Source organism: Streptomyces sp. NPDC017991 (assembly GCF_044328075.1).
In the GTDB taxonomy this organism is placed as follows: domain Bacteria; phylum Actinomycetota; class Actinomycetes; order Streptomycetales; family Streptomycetaceae; genus Streptomyces.
The window spans coordinates 809,819-829,002 of record NZ_JBIRGP010000001.1 but is presented as its reverse complement, the minus strand read 5'-3'; the positions used below and the strand labels follow the sequence as shown (position 1 = coordinate 829,002).

22 protein-coding genes are annotated in these 19,184 nt (G+C 71.0%); 6 read left to right on the top strand and 16 right to left on the bottom strand.

Going from position 1 to position 19,184, the window contains the following annotated elements; translation table 11 throughout:
* Positions 1-67: 67 nt before the first annotated feature.
* Positions 68-334 carry a hypothetical protein gene (locus ACH4DZ_RS03600; protein WP_398285235.1) on the bottom strand — a complete coding sequence of 89 codons (267 nt, stop codon included), beginning with the start codon at positions 332-334 and terminating at the stop codon, positions 68-70.
* Positions 335-671: 337 nt separating this feature from the next.
* Here ACH4DZ_RS03600 and ACH4DZ_RS03595 point away from each other — a divergent pair, with 337 nt between their 5' ends.
* Complete coding sequence (locus ACH4DZ_RS03595) at positions 672-980, top strand: GNAT family N-acetyltransferase (protein WP_398285234.1); 309 nt, start codon at positions 672-674, stop codon at positions 978-980.
* A 22-nt stretch (positions 981-1,002) separates the two neighbouring features.
* Here ACH4DZ_RS03595 and ACH4DZ_RS03590 read toward each other — a convergent pair whose 3' ends face one another.
* Positions 1,003-2,031: an LLM class flavin-dependent oxidoreductase gene (locus ACH4DZ_RS03590; protein ID WP_398285233.1), complete on the bottom strand. Its 1,029-nt coding sequence runs from the start codon at positions 2,029-2,031 to the stop codon at positions 1,003-1,005.
* A gap of 59 nt (positions 2,032-2,090) precedes the next feature.
* Complete coding sequence (locus tag ACH4DZ_RS03585) at positions 2,091-2,498, bottom strand: DUF5997 family protein (protein ID WP_398285232.1); 408 nt, start codon at positions 2,496-2,498, stop codon at positions 2,091-2,093.
* A gap of 37 nt (positions 2,499-2,535) precedes the next feature.
* Between ACH4DZ_RS03585 and ACH4DZ_RS03580 the strand changes: the two genes are divergently transcribed.
* A complete protein-coding gene (locus ACH4DZ_RS03580) occupies positions 2,536-3,294 on the top strand; it encodes a LysR family substrate-binding domain-containing protein (RefSeq protein WP_398285231.1) in 759 nt (252 codons plus the stop codon).
* Positions 3,295-3,360: 66 nt separating this feature from the next.
* Here the strand turns inward: ACH4DZ_RS03580 and ACH4DZ_RS03575 are convergent, their stop codons facing one another.
* Positions 3,361-3,969: a TetR/AcrR family transcriptional regulator gene (locus ACH4DZ_RS03575; RefSeq protein ID WP_398285230.1), complete on the bottom strand. Its 609-nt coding sequence runs from the start codon at positions 3,967-3,969 to the stop codon at positions 3,361-3,363.
* Between the two features lie 36 nt (positions 3,970-4,005).
* Complete coding sequence (locus ACH4DZ_RS03570; protein WP_398285229.1) at positions 4,006-6,063, bottom strand: discoidin domain-containing protein; 2,058 nt, start codon at positions 6,061-6,063, stop codon at positions 4,006-4,008.
* Positions 6,064-6,439: 376 nt separating this feature from the next.
* Between ACH4DZ_RS03570 and ACH4DZ_RS03565 the strand changes: the two genes are divergently transcribed.
* Positions 6,440-7,102 (top strand): NUDIX domain-containing protein, encoded by a 663-nt coding sequence (locus ACH4DZ_RS03565; RefSeq protein WP_398285463.1) that lies wholly within the window; start codon positions 6,440-6,442, stop codon positions 7,100-7,102.
* 38 nt (positions 7,103-7,140) lie between these two features.
* Here ACH4DZ_RS03565 and ACH4DZ_RS03560 read toward each other — a convergent pair whose 3' ends face one another.
* From ACH4DZ_RS03560 to ACH4DZ_RS03540, 5 genes are all read right to left on the bottom strand, one after another.
* Positions 7,141-7,998 (bottom strand): sulfite exporter TauE/SafE family protein, encoded by an 858-nt coding sequence (locus ACH4DZ_RS03560; protein WP_398285228.1) that lies wholly within the window; start codon positions 7,996-7,998, stop codon positions 7,141-7,143.
* A 111-nt stretch (positions 7,999-8,109) separates the two neighbouring features.
* On the bottom strand, positions 8,110-8,730 hold the full coding sequence (locus ACH4DZ_RS03555) for an L-threonylcarbamoyladenylate synthase (RefSeq protein ID WP_398285227.1): 621 nt from the start codon (positions 8,728-8,730) through the stop codon (positions 8,110-8,112).
* A 155-nt stretch (positions 8,731-8,885) separates the two neighbouring features.
* Positions 8,886-10,289, bottom strand: coding sequence for a Si-specific NAD(P)(+) transhydrogenase (gene sthA, locus ACH4DZ_RS03550; RefSeq protein WP_398285226.1), 1,404 nt, complete (start codon positions 10,287-10,289; stop codon positions 8,886-8,888).
* A 338-nt stretch (positions 10,290-10,627) separates the two neighbouring features.
* Complete coding sequence (locus ACH4DZ_RS03545; RefSeq protein ID WP_398285225.1) at positions 10,628-11,338, bottom strand: formylglycine-generating enzyme family protein; 711 nt, start codon at positions 11,336-11,338, stop codon at positions 10,628-10,630.
* Between the two features lie 73 nt (positions 11,339-11,411).
* Positions 11,412-12,569: a Gfo/Idh/MocA family protein gene (locus ACH4DZ_RS03540; protein WP_398285224.1), complete on the bottom strand. Its 1,158-nt coding sequence runs from the start codon at positions 12,567-12,569 to the stop codon at positions 11,412-11,414.
* A gap of 112 nt (positions 12,570-12,681) precedes the next feature.
* Here ACH4DZ_RS03540 and ACH4DZ_RS03535 point away from each other — a divergent pair, with 112 nt between their 5' ends.
* Entirely contained in the window at positions 12,682-13,719 is a 1,038-nt protein-coding gene (locus ACH4DZ_RS03535) for a LacI family DNA-binding transcriptional regulator (protein ID WP_398285223.1), read from the top strand.
* Between the two features lie 40 nt (positions 13,720-13,759).
* On the opposite strand, the gene ACH4DZ_RS03530 is transcribed toward ACH4DZ_RS03535, so the two are convergent.
* The 6 genes from ACH4DZ_RS03530 to ACH4DZ_RS03505 form a co-directional block, all read right to left on the bottom strand.
* Positions 13,760-14,536: a hypothetical protein gene (locus tag ACH4DZ_RS03530; RefSeq protein WP_398285222.1), complete on the bottom strand. Its 777-nt coding sequence runs from the start codon at positions 14,534-14,536 to the stop codon at positions 13,760-13,762.
* A gap of 31 nt (positions 14,537-14,567) precedes the next feature.
* The gene (locus tag ACH4DZ_RS03525; protein WP_398285221.1) at positions 14,568-14,981 is read right to left on the bottom strand and encodes a hypothetical protein; all 414 of its coding nucleotides are present in this window, start codon (positions 14,979-14,981) and stop codon (positions 14,568-14,570) included.
* A gap of 38 nt (positions 14,982-15,019) precedes the next feature.
* The gene (locus ACH4DZ_RS03520) at positions 15,020-16,870 is read right to left on the bottom strand and encodes a hypothetical protein (protein ID WP_398285220.1); all 1,851 of its coding nucleotides are present in this window, start codon (positions 16,868-16,870) and stop codon (positions 15,020-15,022) included.
* Positions 16,871-17,038: 168 nt separating this feature from the next.
* Positions 17,039-17,248, bottom strand: a complete 210-nt coding sequence (locus ACH4DZ_RS03515) for a heavy-metal-associated domain-containing protein (RefSeq protein WP_398285219.1) — start codon at positions 17,246-17,248, stop codon at positions 17,039-17,041.
* Between the two features lie 66 nt (positions 17,249-17,314).
* Entirely contained in the window at positions 17,315-17,476 is a 162-nt protein-coding gene (locus ACH4DZ_RS03510) for a hypothetical protein (RefSeq protein WP_398285218.1), read from the bottom strand.
* Positions 17,473-18,291 (bottom strand): ANTAR domain-containing protein, encoded by an 819-nt coding sequence (locus ACH4DZ_RS03505; protein ID WP_398285217.1) that lies wholly within the window; start codon positions 18,289-18,291, stop codon positions 17,473-17,475. The genes ACH4DZ_RS03510 and ACH4DZ_RS03505 overlap by 4 nt, the downstream gene beginning before the upstream one ends.
* A gap of 132 nt (positions 18,292-18,423) precedes the next feature.
* Here ACH4DZ_RS03505 and ACH4DZ_RS03500 point away from each other — a divergent pair, with 132 nt between their 5' ends.
* Both ACH4DZ_RS03500 and ACH4DZ_RS03495 read left to right on the top strand, forming a co-directional pair.
* Positions 18,424-18,795 (top strand): helix-turn-helix transcriptional regulator, encoded by a 372-nt coding sequence (locus tag ACH4DZ_RS03500; protein ID WP_398285216.1) that lies wholly within the window; start codon positions 18,424-18,426, stop codon positions 18,793-18,795.
* A 176-nt stretch (positions 18,796-18,971) separates the two neighbouring features.
* Entirely contained in the window at positions 18,972-19,145 is a 174-nt protein-coding gene (locus tag ACH4DZ_RS03495) for a hypothetical protein (protein ID WP_398285215.1), read from the top strand.
* The last annotated feature ends 39 nt before the right edge of the window (positions 19,146-19,184 follow it).

Below are 19,184 nucleotides of genomic sequence, written 5' to 3'. Positions count from 1 at the left end.
CCACGCGGTGCGGAGCGTCGGGGAACGGTCATGACGACCGTTCCCCGAACGGCGGCGCTACGGCTCGTCAGCGCTCGAAGTGGTGACCGTCATCGTACTGGGAGCCGTGGTTCTCGCCCTCCCAGTGGGACTCGGCGCAGCCGTTGCCGTAGTAGGCGTGGCCGTCACCGGCGCCCGAGAACACGCCGCACGCGCGGAAGCCGCCCTCGTAGCGGCTGTCGTTGCGGCCATCGTTGTGGCGCTCGTCGTGGTCGTCGGCGATCGCCGCACCGGCGCTGCCCAGGATCGCGGTGGCGGCGAAGACGCCGGCGGCAAGGATGGTACGCACACGCATGGTTGCTCCCTGATGGAGAGGTGATGGACGGACGAGCGGGAGATCCGGCCACGCGATCGCGCGGCCTCGCCGCTCCTACAGCCATGCTCGGGGCGGGGCGTGCCGTCGGCGAGCATTCATCACCCAAACGTGGGCGCCCCGCGGAAGCGGGAGCGGAAACACCCGCAGGAGCACGTACGGGCGCAGGCACGGTCACGGCTTGCGGCCCACTCCGCCGTGGGCGTCCACCTGTCCGCTCGTGTACGGGCAGGTCAACGGGTGTGCACCGGACGGGTTCGGCCAACAGGTGGGTTAGGGTCGTGACCTTGATCGACGGTACGCACGCAAGGAGAAGAACATGGCGGTGGAGGTGAGCGACGCTCCCGAGGCGCGGCGCTACGAGGCCCGGCTCGACGGAACGTCCGAGGTCGCCGGATACGCGGACTACATCCGCACGACGGAACTCATCGCGTTCGTGCACACCGAGGTGAGCCCGGAGTGCGAGGGCAAGGGTGTCGGCTCCGCACTGGTCCGGGTCTCCCTCGACGAGGCGCGCGCCGCCGGCCTGCGGGTGCTGGCCACCTGCCCCTTCTACGCCGGCTGGATCGCCCGCCACCCCGAGTACGGCGACCTGCTGTACCAGGCGCGCAGCAAGGTCAGCGACTGAGGCACGCCGCAGGGAGGGCCCGCTATACCTCGTGGGCCGACGGCCGCCAGCCCAGTGCCGGGCCGAGCCCGGTGGCGATGTCGGTGAGGATCTGCACGTAGTCCGCGTGCTCGAAGGTGAAGGGCAGCGCGAACGCGACCTCGTCGATCTCCCGGAACGCGGCTTGGGCGTACAGCCGTTCGGCGATCTCGGCGGAGGTCCCGACGAGATCCGGCGCGAACATCAGGCGCGCGGGACCGTGCGGCGTGGCGGTGCGCGGGGTCCGCTTCTCGACGTACGCCTCGTACTTCGCGCGCTGCTCGGGAGTGGCACTGTCGGTGGGGATGACGACGAGCCCCTGGGAGACGCGGGCCCGCTCGCCGTCGGGGTGATGGGCGCGGAAGGCGCGTACGTGGGACAGCTGGATCTCGGCGAAGTCCTCGGACTCCTCCGCCTTCACGACACTGCTGGTCAGGAAGTTCATGCCGTGCTCACCCGCCCACCGGGCCGACCGCAGGCTGCCGCCGCCGTACCAGAGCCGGCTTCCCAGACCGGCCGAGTGCGGCTGGACGCGATCGGAGAACACCTCGAACCCCTCGACCCCGCTGAAGTCGGTGGCCGGTTTGCCGCGGACGAAGTCCAGCAGGCGGCTCACCCGGTCGTGGCCGAAGTTCTCGGCGTCCGCGGTGTCCGGATACAGCGCGTCCTTGACCTGGTCGAAGTGCATCGGCGGGCCGACGCTGACGCCCGGATTGAGGCGGCCCCCGGACAGGAGGTCGACCGTGGCCAGGTCCTCGGCCAGCCGCAGAGGGTTCTCCCAGCCCAGCGGGATGACCGCGGTGCCCAGCTCGATCCGGGTGGTGCGCTGCGAGGCCGCGGCGAGGACGGCCACGGGGGAGGAGATCCCGTACTGGAGATGGCGGTGGCGCAGCCACGCGCTGTCGAAGCCCAGCCGCTCACCGAGTTCGATGATCTCCAGCGTGGACTCGTGGCCCGCGCGGGGCTCGGCCTCGTCGAACAGGCCGATGGTCAGGAAGCCCAGCTTCCGCAACGGTTGTGTGGGCAGCGGCACGGGGCTCCTCCAGCGTCCGGCACGAGTTCTACGGGTACTGCTCTGCTACGGCCCGGCTGCTACTGCTCGGTCTTCTTGTCCTTGAGGTCCTTGATGCGTGCGGTCTCCTTGCGGACCTCGGCCTGGGTGGCGCGCTCCTTCTGGAGCCACTCCGGGGAGTCCTTCTTCAACGCCTCGATCTCGTCCGTGGTGAGGGCGTCGGTCACCCCGCCGCGGGCGAGCCCGGAGATGGAGACGCCGAGCTTGGCGGCGACCACCGGCCGGGGGTGCGGCCCGGTGCGCCGCAGTTCCTGCAGCCACTCGGGCGGATCGGCCTGGAGCGCGGTGAGCTCGGAGCGCGAGACGACACCTTCCTGGAACTCGGCGGGTGTGGCCTCTAGGTACACACCCAGCTTCTTCGCCGCGGTCGCGGGCTTCATCGTCTGGGTGTTCTCGTGCGACGTCATAACCGCAAGGGTATCGAGCATGTGAACCAGCGCCGACCACGACGGGTAACCTGGCCAGGTGACAGGCTCGGAAGAATCCCCTTCGTTCCGGCTCGCCTATGTCCCGGGAGTGACGCCCAGCAAATGGGTGCGGATCTGGAACGAGCGGCTGCCCGACGTCCCCCTGACTCTCCACGCGATGTCCGTCGGCGAGGCCTTCGACGCGCTGCGGGACGGCGACGCCGACGCGGGTCTGGTCCGGCTGCCGGTCGACGGTACGGACCTCAGCGCGATCCCCCTCTACGTTGAGACGAGCGTGGTCGTCGTCCCGAAGGACCACGTCGTGGCCGCGGTGGACGAGGTGAGCGCCGAGGATTTGGCGGACGACATCGTGCTGCACCCCCTCGACGACACCCTCGACTGGGAGCGGCTGCCGGGCCGCCCCGCGATCGAGCGCCCCGCCACGACGGCCGACGCGGTCGACCTGGTGGCGGCGGGAGTGGGGCTCCTCGTCGTTCCGCAGTCGATCGCCCGACTGCACCACCGCAAGGACCTCACCTACCGACCGGTGACGGACGCCCCCGAGTCACGGGTGGCCCTGTCGTGGCCGGAGGACCGGACCACCGACCTGGTGGAGGACTTCATCGGCATCGTCCGGGGCCGGACGGTCAACAGCTCACGCGGCCGTGCGCAGCCCCCCGCGGAGCCGAAGGCCGCCCGCTCCGACAAGGCAGGCCGTTCCGACAAGGCCGCCCCCCGGCGCAAGCCCGCCGCCGGCAGACCCAAGGGTGCCAAGAGCACGAAGAGCGTCAAACGAGGCAAACCCCGCGGTCGCTGAGCAGCACCGCTGCGCCCGTAAGGGGCGCGGGGAGTTGCGCGGCCGGCCCCCACCGGGCCCGCAGGCTCACGCAACCTCGTCCGTGTCGCGTACGAGCCCGGCCACATGGTCGGTGATCGTGTCGAGGATGTCGGCCCACGCCGAGTCGTCACCGAGCACAAGGAAGTTGAGAGTCAGCCCGTCGGTCATGGCCGCCAGATAGCGGGCCAGCACCGGAACGGGCACACGCAGCGCGAAGTCCATGTCGCGGCCGAGCTCCCCGATGAGTTCGGCGTACGTGTCGGAGTACAGCTCGTACTGTCGTCGAGCCAGATGTTCGAACCCCGGCTGGCGCAGGGCGTACTGCGTCAGCTCGTAGGTGAGCATGTGCTCGCCCGGGTGGGCGGACACATGGTCCCAGTAGGCCCGGAAGCCGGCCGCGACGGTCTCCCGCAGGGTCGCCTTCGGCCGGATCGCCTCGCGCACCACTGCGACGGAGTGACCGGTGATCGTCTCGATGACGGACTCGATCAGGGCCTGCTTGGAGTCGAAGCAGTAGTGGAAGACGCTCAGTGACACGCCCGCCTCGGCCGCGATGGACCGGGTCGTCGTCCTGGGGACGCCGTCCCGGGTCATCGCGCGGATGGCCGCCTCGGTGAGCTGACGGCGCCGCTCCGCCGACGGCATCCGTGCCATGAGGTCCCTTTCGCGCCTGCTCGTTCCCGGTGGGCGTCAGCTGCTGTGGACGCCCACCTCGTACAGGGAGTAGCCCCAGTCCGTACCGCGATCCAGGCCGTGGACGCGTACGTAACGGGCGAGCACACCGGCGAACTGCGCTGTGTCCAGGCCGCCGTCCCCGGTGGTGGTGGACCAGACGGACTGCCAGTCCGTGCCGTTGGTGGAGACCTCCACGCGGTACGACTTCGCGTAGGCGCGCTCCCAGCCGAGGGTGACCCGCTTGACCGTGCTCGTGGCGCCCAGGTCGACCCGCAGCCACTGGTCGTCGCTCCAGTCGCTGGCCCAGCGGGTGCCCGTGTCCCCGTCCACGGCCCGGCCGGGCGCGTAGCTGGTGAAGGGGTTCGACTCCGACGAACTGGCCGACGCGGGCGCGCCCTTGGCGAGGTTCACCCCGGCCTCGTGCCGCTCGGAGGCGCCCCAGGTGTCGAGGTAGGACTCGGCGCCCCGGAACAGGTCGTCCACGACTCCCTGCCCCGCGACCAGCCGGATGTCCTCGATCCAGTCAGGGACCAGACCGTAGTGGGCGGCCCCGTCGGTGTTGATGTCCCAGGTGCGCTGCCCGGTGGTCTGCCGGTCGATGACGGCGGTGCCGTCGGTGCTGCGGAACGGGTACTGGACGGGGTTCGGGGCATCCGCGCCGCGCGGGGCGGGCCAGCCGCCGACGCCGTTCATGTCGGTGCCGTAGCCGTAGCCCACGTCGTACTTGTCGCGCAGGGCCTTCGTCCGCGCGGCCTCCGCGCCGAACGCCTCCGAACCGTGCATGTACTGGGCGATGAACCCGCCGACACGGTAGACGCGCTCGGTCCAGTTCAGGTCCATCCAGCTGTGCGAGGAGATCACGCCGGGGTAGGACTCGGCCTCGAAGATGTCGAGCGCCCGGCCGGTGGCCTTGACGCCCATGTGGTCGATCTCCAGCATCATCTTGCGCTTCATCAGCCCGCGCACGGCGTACTCGCCGAGATCCGTGAGCCCCCGCTTGTTGCACTGCGCGTCCTCGTCGTACGACGGTACGTCGACGCCCGCGGGCAGTTCCTTCTCCGCGCCCGGCGCCGCCGCGCCCCCGATGGGGTTGTCGTGCTGCGGGCCCGTGCACTTCTCCGTCTGCCAGAAGGTGCCCGTCGACAGGAACTGCCCGACGTTGATCGCCGTACCGAGGCCGCCCTCGTCGAACCTGACTCCGCACAGGGCGTTGTCGAACTTGTGGCACAGGAACATGCTGCGCACGCCGAGGTCGTACAACTCGTCCAGGCCGGCGTCGATGTCGGCCTTGTCGCACTGCGCGATGTCCAGGATCTGCTTGCAGCCGAACGGCTCGGACGTCTCGACGCCCAGGACGACGGCGAGTCTGCCCTGCTGGGCGACCTCACGGGCCTGCGCGCTGTCGGTGACGATCCTGAACCAGCCCTTGCCCGGACCGCCGTACATCGCGTCGATGTAGTCCTGCATGTCGTACGTCAGCTTCGCCTGCAGCCGGATCGAGGTCATCTCGTCGCAGCTGCGGTCCTTGAAGGGGTAGACCGAGCAGATCACGCCGTTGGTGACGAGGTCGTTGACGAGTACGCGCTGGCCGCCGCGCCAGGCCCGCTCGACCCAGGCGTAGTAGTTCTGCTGGTGGGTCAGCGAGTCGTGGGCGGGCCAGTCCTTGAACGTGGGCCAGCCGTCCGGGTCGTGCTTGCCGTCACCGCCGTTGGTGATGAAGTCGAAGATGGCCAGCGAGCCGTCGGGGTAGTGCTCGGGGCAGTCCTTGAGGGCATCGGCGACCCCCGCCTTCGAGAAGGGCTTGCCGCAGATGAGCCGACCGCCGAAGGCCTCGTTGGCCATGATGTGGTTGTGCGCGTCGACGAATCCGCGTACCTCGCCCTGGGAGTTCGTGCCCTTGAAGGGCTCCCCGGTGACGTTGATCTGCGAGTCGGGCGTGGGCCGCGCGGTCGGGTTCCACCAGTCCGTTCCGGCGGCGGAACTGGGCGTGGGGCCGAGAGCCATGGCCATCACGACGAGCAGCAGCGACAGGACGGTGAGTGGCCTGCGCCGGTGGAGAGGCTGTCGGGTCATGAACATCACCCACGTCTTCGGTCGGCGGCACGCTGCTTGTCATGACTCCTGCAAACGCGTGGAACGAGAATCCCGACTGCCGCAAGGAGAGTCAAGGGTCCGGGACGGATGACCTGATGGCCCGCAGGGCCTCCCGGGGGTGCGGGGAACTGCGCGACCGGCCCGGCCCGTGCCGCACGGCGGGCGCGGCCCCGGGCGTGCACGCACGGCGCGCTGTCGACCGTGGCCTCGCTGACCACCGATGCCTTCGGTGATCAACAACACGCCTGACAGGGGCGGGACCGGGATGGTAGAAGCAGGACATGACCACTTGTTCCACCCGTACTTCTTCCCCCCGTACTCCTTCCCTGCGCACCTCCTCCCCGGCCGGCGCACGATGACCGCGGGCGTCGACACCCCGGACCGCAGGGGCCGTACCGGACTCGACCGGGTCGGCCTCGACCTGACGGGGAACCCCCGGGTCAAGGTGCGGGACGTGACCCTGCTGTCCTGCCACTGGTACGTGGAACGCACCACGACGTTCGACCTCCAGCTCGCCGACGGCACCTGGTCCACCCAGGAGCGCGAGACGCACGACCGCGGCAACGGCGCCACGATCCTGCTCTACGACACGGAACGCGAGACCGTGCTGCTGACCCGGCAGTTCCGCTATCCCGTGTACGTCAACGGCCACCCCGACGGCATGCTCGTCGAGACACCGGGCGGTCTGCTCGACGAGGACGACGAGCACCCCGAGGTCGCGGTACGACGCGAGGTCATCGAGGAGACCGGGCACACGGTCGGCGAGGTCGAGCGGGTCTTCGAGGTCTATATGAGCCCGGGCTCGGTCACCGAGCGCGTCACCTTCTACGCCGCCTCCTACGGACCGGCCACCCGCACCCACGAGGGCGGTGGACTGGACGAGGAGGGCGAGGACATCGAGACCGTCGAACTGCCCTTCAGGGAGGCCCTGGGCATGATCCGTACGGGCGGGATCGCCGACGCCAAGACCATCATGCTGTTGCAGTGGGCGGCGCTGGAAGGGCCGTTCAGCAAGTAGGCCCTCCCGTCGAGCGGGCGGCGGTCGTGCGCCGGCGGTCAGCGCAGCAGCAGTTGGACGAGGGCTACCGTGCCGATCGTCACGATGAGGACGCGCAGGACCACCGGGCTGAAGCGGCGGCCGACCGCGGCGCCGAGCTGCCCGCCGATCGCGGAGCCGACGGCGATCAGCGCGACCGCCGTCCAGTCGAAGTCCGCGACGAAGAGGAAGAAGGTCGCGGCGACCGTGTTGACGACGGCGACAAGGACGTTCTTGACGGCGGTCTGGCGTTGCATCGTCTCGTCCAGGAGCACCCCCATCAAAGACATGTAGATGATTCCCTGCGCCGCCGCGAAGTAGCCGCCGTAGACGCTCGCGAGGGTCAGACCGACGAACAGCAGCGGGCCGCCGTCCCGGTGGATCGGCCCGGCAGGCGCGTCGGTGGTCGCCGCAGCCCGGCGGCGCCCCTTCAGGGGGGTGGGGAACCGCGCTACCAGCCCCCGCGGACCCGCGGACGACGAACGACCCCCCGGGCGGCGGCGCAGCCGTTTGGTGATCAGCGGCTGGAACGCGACCAGGACGAGCGCCAGACCCACCACGACCGGCACGATCTTCTCGAACGCCGTCGCGGGCAGGGCCAGCAGCAGCACGGCACCCGTGAAGCCGCCCAGCAGCGCACCGACGCTCAGCTTGAGGATGCGCCGCCGCTGACCGCGCAGCTCCTTGCGGTAGCCGAACGCTCCGCTGACGGCGCCGGGGACGAGACCGAGCGCGTTCGACACCGTCGCGGTGACAGGCGGCAGACCGGTGGCGAGCAGCACGGGAAAGGTGATCAGGGTGCCGGAACCGACCACGCTGTTGACCCCGCCCGCAGCCACACCCGCCGCGAACACCGCGACGGCCTCCCACGGCGTCACGCGACGCCCCGCCGCGGACCGGTGGTCATGAGACCGACGTCGGACGGCCGACGGGCCGGCGGGCGCCGCACCACGGTCGGCAGCGCCGCCGCGCCGCGGCCGGGCCGCGCGTCACTCGAACCGTGAGACGTCGCCGGCTCCCTTGCGGACGATCTCGGCCTCGCCGCTGGAGAAGTCGATGACCGTGGTCGGCTCGGTGCCGCAGTCGCCGGAGTCGATCACCGCGTCGACGGAGTGGTCGAGGCGCTCCTTGATCTCCCAGCCCTGGGTCATCGGCTCCTCCTCGTCGGGCAGGAGGAGAGTGCTGGACAGCAGCGGCTCACCGAGCTCGGCGAGCAGGGCCTGGGCGACCACATGGTCGGGGATGCGGACCCCGACGGTCTTCTTCTTCGGGTGGAGCAGCTTGCGCGGGACCTCCCTGGTCGCGGGGAGGATGAAGGTGTAGCTGCCGGGCGTCGAAGCCTTGATGGCACGGAACACGTCGTTGTCGACCTGCACGAACTGGCCGAGCTGCGCGAAGTTCTGGCACACCAGTGTGAAGTGGTGACGGTCGTCGAGCCGGCGGATGGAGCGGATCCGGTCGATACCGTCACGACTGCCCAGCTGGCACCCCAGTGCGAAGCAGGAGTCCGTGGGATAGACGACCAGCGCACCCGCGCGAATGGAGTCGGCGACCTGGGTGATGGTCCGCGCTTGGGGATTCTCGGGATGAACATCGAAGTACTCTGCCACGCGTCGAGCTTATGCCCCTCGGGCCCCCGGCCCGTCAGGGGCGCGGGGCTGCGGCATGTGCGGCTCCGCCGCGGGGCGCGAGCAACCCCCGCCGGCCGGCACCGGGCACACGACCGCACCCGGTGCCGCAAACCGCGAAGGCGTCCCGCGCCCGATCAGTCCCGAAGCCGATCGATCTGCCGGATCTTGTTCGTGGCATCGAGCGCGGCGACCTTGTAGGACTCCGCGAGCGTCGGGTAGTTGAAGACGGCGTCGACCAGATAGTCGACCGTCCCGCCGCAGCCCATCACCGACTGCCCGATGTGGATCAGCTCCGTGGCACCCGTACCGAAGCAGTGCACACCGAGCAGTTTCCGGTCGTCGGGGGAGACGAGCAGCTTGAGCATGCCGTGCGAGTCGCCGATGATCTGGCCCCGGGCCAGTTCCCGGTAGCGGGAGACGCCGACCTCGAACGGCACGCGGTCCTCGGTGAGCTGGTCCTCGGTCTTCCCGATGAAGCTGATCTCGGGGATCGTGTAGATGCCGATCGGCTGGAGGTCGTGCATCCGGGCCACCGGCTCGCCGCACGCGTGGTACGCCGCCGTACGCCCCTGTTCCATCGAGGTCGCCGCCAGTGCCGGGAAGCCGATGACGTCACCGACCGCGTAGATGTGCGGCACCTCGGTGCGGTAGTGCTCGTCCACCTTGATCCGGCCGCGCCGGTCGGCGGACAGACCGGCCTTGTCCAGGTCGAGGTCGTCGGTGAGGCCCTGCCGGCCCGCGGAGTACATCACGGCGTCCGCCGGGATCTTCTTGCCGCTCTCCAGGACGGTGAGCGTGCCCCGCGCGTGACGCTCGACCGCGGCGACCGTCTCGCCGAAACGGAAGGTGACGGCCAGCTCCCTGAGGTGGTACTTCAGCGACTCGATCACCTCGACGTCGCAGAAGTCGAGCATCCCGGGGCGCTGCTCCACCACGGTGATCTTGCTGCCGAGGGCGGCGAACATGGAGGCGTACTCCATGCCGATCACGCCGGCCCCGACGATGACCATGGAACGGGGTACCCGCTCCAGATTGAGAACGTTGTCGGAGTCCAGGACCGTCAGTTCGTCGAACTCGACGGTCGCGGGCCTGGCCGGCCTGGTCCCGGTCGCGATGACGATGTTGTCCGCGGTCAACAGCTTCTCGTTGCCGGTCACCTCGCGCAGGGCGACCGTGTGGTCGTCCACGAAGCGGCCGGTGCCGGCGAACAGGGAGACGTGGTTGCGGGACAGCTGACTGCGGATGACGTCGACCTCGCGGCCGACCACGTGCTGGGTGCGCGCGGTCAGGTCGGCGACGGTGATGTCCTCCTTCAGCCGGTAGCTCTGGCCGTACAGGTCCCGTTGGGTGAGACCGGTGAGATAGAGGACCGCCTCGCGCAAGGTCTTCGAGGGGATGGTTCCGGTGTGGATGGAGACCCCTCCGACCATGTCGGGGCGGTCTACGACGGCGACCCGGCGGCCGAGCTTTGCCGCGGCGATGGCGGCCTTCTGGCCGCCCGGGCCGGATCCGATGACGAGGAAGTCGAAGTCGCGCACCACCAGAGTCTGTCAGCCGGGGCTGTCCCCCGAAAGGGTGAGTTCGCCCTCCGGGCGGGGGAGGGGGCGGGGTTGTGTCTGTACCGCGGGGCGGGGGGGGGTGGGGGCGGCGGGGGCCCCCCCCCCCCCGGGGGGCGGGGGGGGGGGGCCGCGCCCGGGCGCCCCCCCCCCCCCCCCCCCCCCCCCCACCCCCCCCCCCCCCCCCCCCCCCCCCCCGGGGGGGGGGGGGGGGGGGGGGGGGGGGGGGGGGGGGGGGGGGGGGGCGGGGGGGGCCCCGCGGCCGGGGGGGGGGGGGGGGGGGGGGCGCGGGCCCCCCCCCCCCCCCCCCGCCCCGCAGCTCACATTCGACCCCCGCCGGCCGGCGACTGCGGCACCGAGCGGGCGACCCGGAAGCCCACGTCGTCGACCTGGTAGCTCGGATGGCTGCGGCGCCGCGCACCGGCGCGAACACTCCAGTGCTCGTCGAACCACCCACCCCCGCGTAACACCCGGTACCCGCCGTAGACCTCCGCGTCGTAGACGTCCCAGCACCAGTCCCAGACGTTGCCCAGCATGTCGTGCAGGCCCCACTGGTTGGGCCGTTTGCCGCCCACGTCGTGGACGCGCTCCTGGGAGTTGTCGCGGTACCAGGCGATCTCGTCGAGCGGCCCGTACCGGGGCCCCGGCGTACCCGCACGGCAGCCGTGCTCCCACTCGGCCTCCGTGGGCAGCCGGTAACCGTCGGCGGCCCTGTCCCAGTCGACGTCCCGGTCGACACCCTCGCCGTCGGCCCGGATGGCGTAGGCAGGGGTGAGCCCCTCCCGCAGCGAGAGGGCGTTGCAGAACCGGACCGCGTCCCACCACGAGACGCCCTCGACGGGCAGTTGGTCCCCGTCGGCGCTGCTCGGCCACGTGCCCGAGACCCGCGCGTACAGCGCCTGCGTGACCGCGAAGGCCCCGAGCCGGTAGGGCGCGAGCTCGACCGACCAACTGCGCCGCGTCCGCCGGTCCGACAGTGTGACCTGCCCCGGCGGGACAGCGATCATCTCGTACACCTGGCGTGTGTCCATGAGCAGGCAATCCTACTGACGATCCGGTGGGCCCACGTCAGGTGGCGGCACGTACCCCGGGCTTATGCCAGACTCAGTCCCCCGGACTCACCCACGTGCCGTGCTCGGCGGAACGGGCCATGGCGTCCAGGGCAGTTGCGCTGTGAACGGCGTCCTCCAGCGTGGCGCCGTACGGCGTCCCCTCGGCGATGGAGCGCAGGAAGTTGTATGCCTCGATGACCTTCAGGTCGTCGTAACCCATGCTGTTGGCCGAGCCCGGCTGGAACGCGCCGAACTCCCCGTGACCCGGTCCGACGTACAGCGTGCTCACCGGCTGGTCCTGGAACGACGTGCCGCGGCTGACACCCAGTTCACCCATACGACGGAAGTCCCACGAGACCGCGCCCGTGGTGCCGTGGATCTCGAAGCCGTAGTTGTTCTGCTCGCCGACCGAGACCCGGCAGGCCTCCAGGACACCGCGGGCGCCGGAGGCGAAGCGCAGCAGACAGGACACGTAGTCCTCGTTCTCCACCGGCCCCAACTCGCCGCCGCTGGAACGGGTGTGGCCGGCGGTGGCGCCGGTGGGCCGGGCCCGCTCGGGGACGAAGACGGCCGTGTCGGCGGTCAGCGTCGCGATCTCGCCAAGCAGGAAGCGGGCCAGGTCCACGCCGTGCGAAGCGAGGTCGCCGAGCACTCCGCTGCCGCCGCGCTCACGCTCGTACCGCCAGGTCAGGGCGCCCTCGGGATGGGCGGCGTAGTCGCTGAAGAGGCGGATACGGATGTGCGTGACGGTGCCGATCCCGCCGGAGGCGATCAGTTCGCGGGCGGCGGCGACGGCAGGCGCGTTGCGGTAGTTGAAGCCGACCGTGCCCTGGACGCCGGCCTTGGTGACGGCGCCCGCGACGGCCCGCGCGTCGTCGGCGGTGAGACCGACCGGCTTCTCGATCCAGAGGTGCTTGCCCGCCTCGGCCATGGCGACGCCGATCTCGCGGTGCAGGAAGTTCGGAGCGGCGACACTCACCGCCTGGACCCGGGGATCGGCGGCGACCTCACGCCAGTCCCGGGCCGCCGTGGCGAACCCGTACCGCGCGGCGGCCTCCTCGGCCCGGCCGGGCACCTCGTCGGCGACCGCGATCAGTTCCGGTCGTACGGACAGCCCCGGGAAGTGGTGCGGCACGCGCGCGTACGCCTGGGTGTGCACCCGCCCCATCCAGCCGAACCCCACGACGGCGACGCCGAGCGTACTCCCCATGACTGTCCCTACTTTGGATCGGTCCATATCAGTATCCGATCACACTGGAGTTCGTCACAGCAGGTGTCAACCCCTTTGACTTTCCCTCGCGGCCTGTGGAACGGTCCATTTCATGAGACCACCGACGATCCGCGATGTCGCCGAACGGGCCGGAGTGTCGAAATCCCTGGTCTCGCTCGTACTGCGCGGCTCCGACCGGGTGCGCCCCGAGAAGCGGACGGCCGTCCTGGCCGCCGTGGAGGAGCTCGGCTACCGGCCCAACGCCGCCGCGCGCAGCCTCAGCGAGCGGCGTGCCCACCCGCAGGCCCTCGACCACGCCCGGTCAGGGGGCACCCCCATGGTGGGCGTGCTCCTGAACGACATGCGCAACCCCTGGTTCGTGGAACTGCTCGACGGCCTCAACTCCCTGCTGGACGCGCACGGCCTGCACATGCTGCTGGCCGACGGCCATCTGAACCGGCGGCTCGGCGAGGACCTCACCCGCATGTTCACGGACCTGCGGGTCGACGGACTCATCGCGGTCGGCACACTGCCCGGCCCGGAGATGCTGCGTACGGCGGCCGGGCGACTGCCGACCGTCGTCGCGGGCGCCCGCGAGCCGGTGCTGCCCCGCGCGGACATCGTCGCCAACGACGACGAGTACGGCGCCCGCCTGGCCACCGAACACCTCATCGGGCTCGGCCATCGGCACATCGCCCACATCGCCGGGCAGGGGATGGTCGGCGAACTGCGCCGCCGCGGCTTCGAGACCGTCATGCGCGAGCACGGGCTGGGCGACACGGCCGTCGTGGAACAGGGCGACCTCACCGAGGAGGGCGGCTACCGGGCCACGGTCCGGCTGCTCAGCACCGGCCGGCGGCCCACCGCCGTGTTCGCCTTCAACGACATCGCCTGCGTCGGCGCGCTGTCGGCCGCCGAGGAACTCGGCCTCCAGGTGCCCCGGGACCTGTCCCTCGTGGGCTACGACAACACCTACCTCGCCCGGCTGCGCCACCTCTGGCTCACCACCGTGGACAGCGCGGGCCACGACGTCGGCCGCCGCGCCGCGCAGTGCCTGCTCGACCGGATCGCCGACCCCGCCCGCCCCGGCCAAGTCGTCCTCAGCCCGCCCTCCCTGGAGGTGCGGGGCACGACCGCGGCGCCCTCCTGAGGCCCACGCCGACCCGCTGGGGCGAGGAGCGGCGGTCCCGTCAGCCGGCAGGCGTGTCGCACCGCGTGTCCGGCGGGCAGAACCAGCGCAGCGCCGTGTCCACGAGTTCCCGCTCGTCGTCCGGCCCGTCGGCGTCCGAGCCGTACGCGACCAACGCGTACCGTTCGCCGTCGGCGCCCTCGAAGCGGTGGTCGATCACGTGCCGGGTCCCGCCACCCTGCTCGCCCGAGATCTCGTCCGCACGGTACTCGTGCTCGGCGGCCTGCTCCTCGCCACCGGGGACCTCCGTGAGGGAGAGCGCCTCGTATCCGTCGAGCTTCTGCGCCTCCACCTGCGCGACCTGCAAGGACTCGTACGGGGAGGTCTCCATCACCTGGAACACCTGGAGCCGTCGGGTGCCGTCCGGGCTGCGGTAGTCGACCACGTCGATGCCGTACTGCGACGACCTGCTGTCGCGCTCCCAGCCCGTCGGGAACGCCACCCGGAATCCCGCCACGTCCTGCCAGGGCTCATAGCCCGCGGGCAGGGAGGCGGAGGGTTGAGCAGGTGGCGCGCTGTCCCCGGACCCGTCCCCGGGCCCCTCCGAGGTCTCCTTCGCGGTGTCCGACCGGGCGGCGGTGAAGTCCCGGTAGGGCTCCGGCTCGTCCTTCCAGGCCAGGGCCCAGACGCCGAAGGTGAGGCCGGCCACCGCGAGGACGATCGCCGTCTTCCGCCGGATCACCTTCTGCCGTCGTACGTCGAGGTACTGGTCGGGGTGGAAGAGGCGTTCGCGGCGGGAGCCGGCCCACTCCTGCCGCTCGGTGTCGAACACCCTCATGGCGCGGTCCTCCCTGTCGCCGTCGCGCCGGTCATCCGAGGAGCTGGGCGATGCCCTGGACGACGGCTGTGGCCGAGGCGACGGCCCCCGCGGCCGCGGCCTGTGAGCCGAGCCAGCCCCGGACGCCCACCAGCAGCCGGCTGAGGCGCTCCGGGGGAGCCGCCCCGGTGCGGACGATCTCACTCTCCGCGTCCGCCAGTTCGCCGTCGAGGGACATGTCCTCGGCGCTGCGCTCCTGGGCGGGCAGGGCCTCGCGGAGGGCGCGGATGGCCCGGAGCAGTTCCTCGTGCGGCAGAGCGGTCTCGGCCGTGGTGCGGTTGACGGACGTCGCGTGCCCGTGGCTGCCGGTGGCGATCGAACCGCCGCTCATGGAGCCGATGTGCACACTGCCGGATCCGCTGTCCTGCGCGGGCCGGCCGCCGTTGGGGTGTCCTGTGTCGTTCATGTGCTGGTTCCTCGGGGCCGGGGTTCGGGGTTCGGTGTCTAGGCGCCGGTGCGCGGCGGTGTGCCGTTCGCCGCGGCGGGGGCGTTGGTGTGCGCGGTCGCGTTGCCGTGGCTGCCCGTGGCGACGGCGCCGCCGGACATGTCCTGGACGAAGACGCTGCCACCGCTGAGCTGGTACACGTGCTGTTCGAACTGGTCGGTCCGGTAGCCGTGGGACTGCAGCGCCTCGCGCATGCCGTTCACGATGCGTTCCTGGACCGTCTTGATGTACCGGGTGACGTCCATCTCCTGATACGGCGGGAGAACGGTCGTGCCGGCCAGCTGGCGCAGCGAGACACGCGGCACGTCGGGGTCCGTCTCCCGGTCGGACCAACTGGTGCCGATCTCCCGGGCGAGGGTCCTCAGCGCGCCGAGAGCGGTGCTCACACCGGTCGCGGGCCCGTGTCCGAGGGCACGTACGGCACCGCCCGCCCAGGTCTCGGGCAGCCGGTCCACGAGGGCGTCCACACTCCTGAAGTCCTTGCGGACCGGGCCGAGTACGTACGGGACGACCTCCATCACGAGCATGCCGCCCTGGGTGTGCACGCGGACCAGGACGGTCACCACGACCTGCTCGTGCCAGGCGCCGACGCGGACGCGGAGGAAGACGCGCCGTCCCTCGCCGCCCTCGTCCACGGCCTCCGCGAGATGGGCGGCGACCTGGGCGGGGTCGTAGACGGTCCGGCCGTCACCGTCGCGCTGTCCGTCCGCCCTCACGGCGTGCACGTCGTCGCTGCCGCCGAGGCGCAGCAGCTCGTCGCGGCCGACCCCACCGGGCAGACAGACGAAGCGGTCGACCTCCAGCTCGCGCAGCCGGTCCTTCCCGGTGAGGGCGGCGGACTCGCGCAGCCGCACCAACTGCGGCTCGATCATGGCGAGCGCGCTCTCCGCGGTGAGCGGGCCGTGGTTCTGGTGCGGAACCAGCGAGCCGTCGGGGGAGCGGGAGCCGGTGTCCGGGGCGTCGGGCCCGTTCGGCGGAGCGGGGCGCTTGCGCAGTTCCATCGCGAAGGACCAGGCCCGGCGGGGTGTGCCCATCCCGACGAAGGGACTGTCCGGCTCGTACAGGGTCAACGCGGCTGTCTGCTCGCGGCGGATGCTGCCGACCAGGTCCTCGTACAACGGGCCCGCGGGCAGGTCAGGTTGAGCCGTCGTCGGGAACGTCCAGCGGGACAGCCAGCGGCACAGCGCCCTGCGCTGAGTGGTCTCGTGCCACCAGGCGATCAGGGCGATGAGCAGCGGAAAGAGCAACGGGTAGGGCGTCTGTACGTCACCGCCCAGCACCCCGGCCACGAACCAGAGCCAGTAGAAGAGGGCGAACAGCACGGCGCACAGGGTCACCGCGAGGCCGAGACCGGCGGCAGCCTTCGCCACCGGAGCGGGAAGGCCCGCCTGGCGGCCGTCGGTGCCCTGCGCGCGCACGGAGTGGGCGCACCAGAGGCCGAGGGCGACGAACGCGTAGAACTGCGACCACGGCATGGGCAACCCGGCGGTCAGCCGGTCGTCGCCCGCGTAGAACGCGGTGAACACGTCACCGAGGCCGACCTCGGCCCCGACGCCCCAGCGGTCGGCGACGCTGTCCCAGAACATCACCACGTCGGACAGCAGGAACCCCAGCCAGGCGGCCAGCATCAGCCCCGCGGTACGGGACTCCTGCCGCGTGATCCGTACGGCGTGCGTGAGCACGGGAAGCACGTCGACCCCCAGCGGCGGGGCCACGGGACGCTCCTGGTGCACCACCAGTTCGTCGATGACCCGCCGGCGGAAGGCGGCGTCCTGATACGTGCCGGCGCACAGCAGCCGGGTCGCCTCCGTGCGGTTGTACGGATGTTCCGGGAGGCTCACTCCGGCCACGTCGCTCCTCTGTCCCTGATACGCCCTGAGGTGCGGGCACATGCGCAGGGAAGGGAAGCTAGTGGACGCGGAGCCCGGCTCGTGCGGTCCGTCCGGATGTGCCCTTCGTTAGGATGAAAGGCATCTTTTCGGCTGGACAGGGCGTACTGCGCGTGCGGCGGGCAGGGGTCAGAGCACTGCGGCGACCTCGAAACCGGCTCCCGCGATGGCCGCGCAGACCTTCGACCCGTCGAACGCCTCACCCGTCACGGTCACCGACCCGGTGTCGATGTCGACGAGCACACCGTTCACCCCGAGGACTCCGCCGACCTCGGACCCGAGCTTGTCGGCGCAGCGGCCGCAGGTCATACCCATGACGTGGTAACGCTGTTCGGTCATCGATCCCTCGTCTCTTCCCGGAGTGCACACACCTGCCGCCCCTGCGGTGGGAGCGGTTCCGGAAAGTCATACGCGCCCGCCGACAGGGGCGTTCAGCATGATCCCCGTCGCGTCCACCGGCTCAGCGACGGGCTGCTGGAACGGCAGCGCCGCCAGGACGGGGCCGTGCGCCCCTGCGGCCGGCGGAACTGCGGGAGGGGCGTCCGCCAGGACGTCTCCCGAGTTCACGGCTCCGATTCCCGGGTCGCCGCCGGGCGGAGTGCCGCGAGCTCGGCCACCGCCGCGGAGAGTTGGCGGCGCAGGGCCTCGGGCAGGGGCTCGCCCGTGACGGCCGCCACCGTGTCCTCGGCGAGATGGTGCAGCTTGATGTTGGCGTTCTGAGAGACCGTGACCAGTACGCTCCACGCGTCCTCGGGGCTCAGCCCGAACGACGCCATCAGGACTCCGCGGGCCAGATCGATGACCGGCCGTGTCTGCATGGCGCGCTTCAACTGGACCACCTCGACGCGCAGACTGTGCTCGGCGTCGGTGGTGTCGACGATGTCAATGGCGTCCGTGGTGTCACCGGACAACGCTCTCTCCTCCATGGTGCTGCGCTTCGTGCCGTGGTGCTGGTTCCGATTCCCGCGGGCGATGTCACGGTCGGCATCGCCCGCGGGCGTGAACAGTGACGAGGTGTCCGAGAGGGCGAGCAGCCGCTCGACGGCGCGGCTCGCGGACCACATGACGACCCTCTTGCCGTCCATCAACGCGTACCGCCGGACGAGCAGCAGGACGTTGAGTCCGGAACAGTCGCAGAAGTCGACCCCGGCCAGGTCGAGACGCACACCGCGCACCGAATCGGCGAGGGCCTCGCACAGGGAGTGCCGCAGCGCCGCGCAGGTGTCCATGTCGATCTCGCCGGCCGCCACCACGGTCATCCACTCACCGGCGCGGTGCGTCTCGACCTTCAGGGACGCAGAGGTGTGCTCCGGGCCGGGCGGCCCTTCGCAGGAGGCTGTGTACGAACCGCCGACCTGTGCGGAAAGCGTGGGTTCCGACATGGCAGCCGCTCCCGGGGCATCCACCGTCACTGTCTCCTCCAGATTCCGCCCCAGAGTTTCACACGTCAAGTGATACATGAAAATTCTTTCACCCTTTGGTTTGCGTGAATCACAGGACGTATACTGTCGGTCATGGGTGAAGTACCTGAGACACATTCCGGCTGGACGTTCCTCACCAACCACGCCCGGGTGCTGGCCGCGATCGCCGAGGACCAGAACACCCGCATCCGGGACATCGCGGCGCGCTGCCGGCTGACCGAGCGTGCCGTACAGAAGATCATTTCTGATCTGGAGCAGGACGGCTATCTCACCCACACCCGGCAGGGGCGCACCAACGAGTACCGCATCGAGCCCGGGACGATCCTGCGCCACCCGGCAGACGCCGGCCTGTCGGTCGCGGGTCTGCTGTCGCTGCTGGAGCAGCACGACGCCGAGCGTGACGCGAGACCCCCGTCGACGCGGACGGCCCCGGCCCACGAGCCCGACTCCCGAGCCGGCCACTGACGTCGGTTCCACCCGTACGGGGGACCGGCGGGCGCGGCGGGGACGCGACCCGGATACGGCGGGGTTTCCGGGCACCGCCGCGGGGGACCCGGCACCGGTAGACGACACATGGCAGCGACATGACGCAGACCCGGCCCCCAGGGGAGGCACGGTCTGCGGAAGGAATGTGAGGAGTCGTGACCGCGTACGGCAGCACACCGGAGACCGTCCGTCGCCCCGAGACCGGCTGGGCGCAGGCCCGTCGCCGCCGGGTGGGAGGCGTGCGCTTCTGCCTTCCGGCGACAGCCGACAGGGACACCCGCCGCACTTCCGCGGAGCCGGAGGGGAACATCGTCAGGGGCGAGGACTGAGCGGGGCGGGGCACCACGCACCACCGTGAGAACCCGCCT

What these genes read in the sequence shown, in the direction of transcription:
- ACH4DZ_RS03600 (WP_398285235.1), bottom strand. Translation starts at nt 334, where the DNA reads ATGCGTGTGCGTACCATCCTTGCCGCCGGCGTCTTCGCCGCCACCGCG.
- ACH4DZ_RS03595 (WP_398285234.1), top strand. Translation starts at nt 672, where the DNA reads ATGGCGGTGGAGGTGAGCGACGCTCCCGAGGCGCGGCGCTACGAGGCC.
- ACH4DZ_RS03585 (WP_398285232.1), bottom strand. Translation starts at nt 2,498, where the DNA reads ATGCTCGATACCCTTGCGGTTATGACGTCGCACGAGAACACCCAGACG.
- ACH4DZ_RS03575 (WP_398285230.1), bottom strand. Translation starts at nt 3,969, where the DNA reads ATGGCACGGATGCCGTCGGCGGAGCGGCGCCGTCAGCTCACCGAGGCG.
- ACH4DZ_RS03570 (WP_398285229.1), bottom strand. Translation starts at nt 6,063, where the DNA reads ATGACCCGACAGCCTCTCCACCGGCGCAGGCCACTCACCGTCCTGTCG.
- ACH4DZ_RS03565 (WP_398285463.1), top strand. Translation starts at nt 6,440, where the DNA reads ATGACCGCGGGCGTCGACACCCCGGACCGCAGGGGCCGTACCGGACTC.
- ACH4DZ_RS03545 (WP_398285225.1), bottom strand. Translation starts at nt 11,338, where the DNA reads ATGGACACACGCCAGGTGTACGAGATGATCGCTGTCCCGCCGGGGCAG.
- ACH4DZ_RS03540 (WP_398285224.1), bottom strand. Translation starts at nt 12,569, where the DNA reads ATGGGGAGTACGCTCGGCGTCGCCGTCGTGGGGTTCGGCTGGATGGGG.
- ACH4DZ_RS03535 (WP_398285223.1), top strand. Translation starts at nt 12,682, where the DNA reads ATGAGACCACCGACGATCCGCGATGTCGCCGAACGGGCCGGAGTGTCG.
- ACH4DZ_RS03530 (WP_398285222.1), bottom strand. Translation starts at nt 14,536, where the DNA reads ATGAGGGTGTTCGACACCGAGCGGCAGGAGTGGGCCGGCTCCCGCCGC.
- ACH4DZ_RS03525 (WP_398285221.1), bottom strand. Translation starts at nt 14,981, where the DNA reads ATGAACGACACAGGACACCCCAACGGCGGCCGGCCCGCGCAGGACAGC.
- ACH4DZ_RS03515 (WP_398285219.1), bottom strand. Translation starts at nt 17,248, where the DNA reads ATGACCGAACAGCGTTACCACGTCATGGGTATGACCTGCGGCCGCTGC.
- ACH4DZ_RS03505 (WP_398285217.1), bottom strand. Translation starts at nt 18,291, where the DNA reads ATGTCGGAACCCACGCTTTCCGCACAGGTCGGCGGTTCGTACACAGCC.
- ACH4DZ_RS03500 (WP_398285216.1), top strand. Translation starts at nt 18,424, where the DNA reads ATGGGTGAAGTACCTGAGACACATTCCGGCTGGACGTTCCTCACCAAC.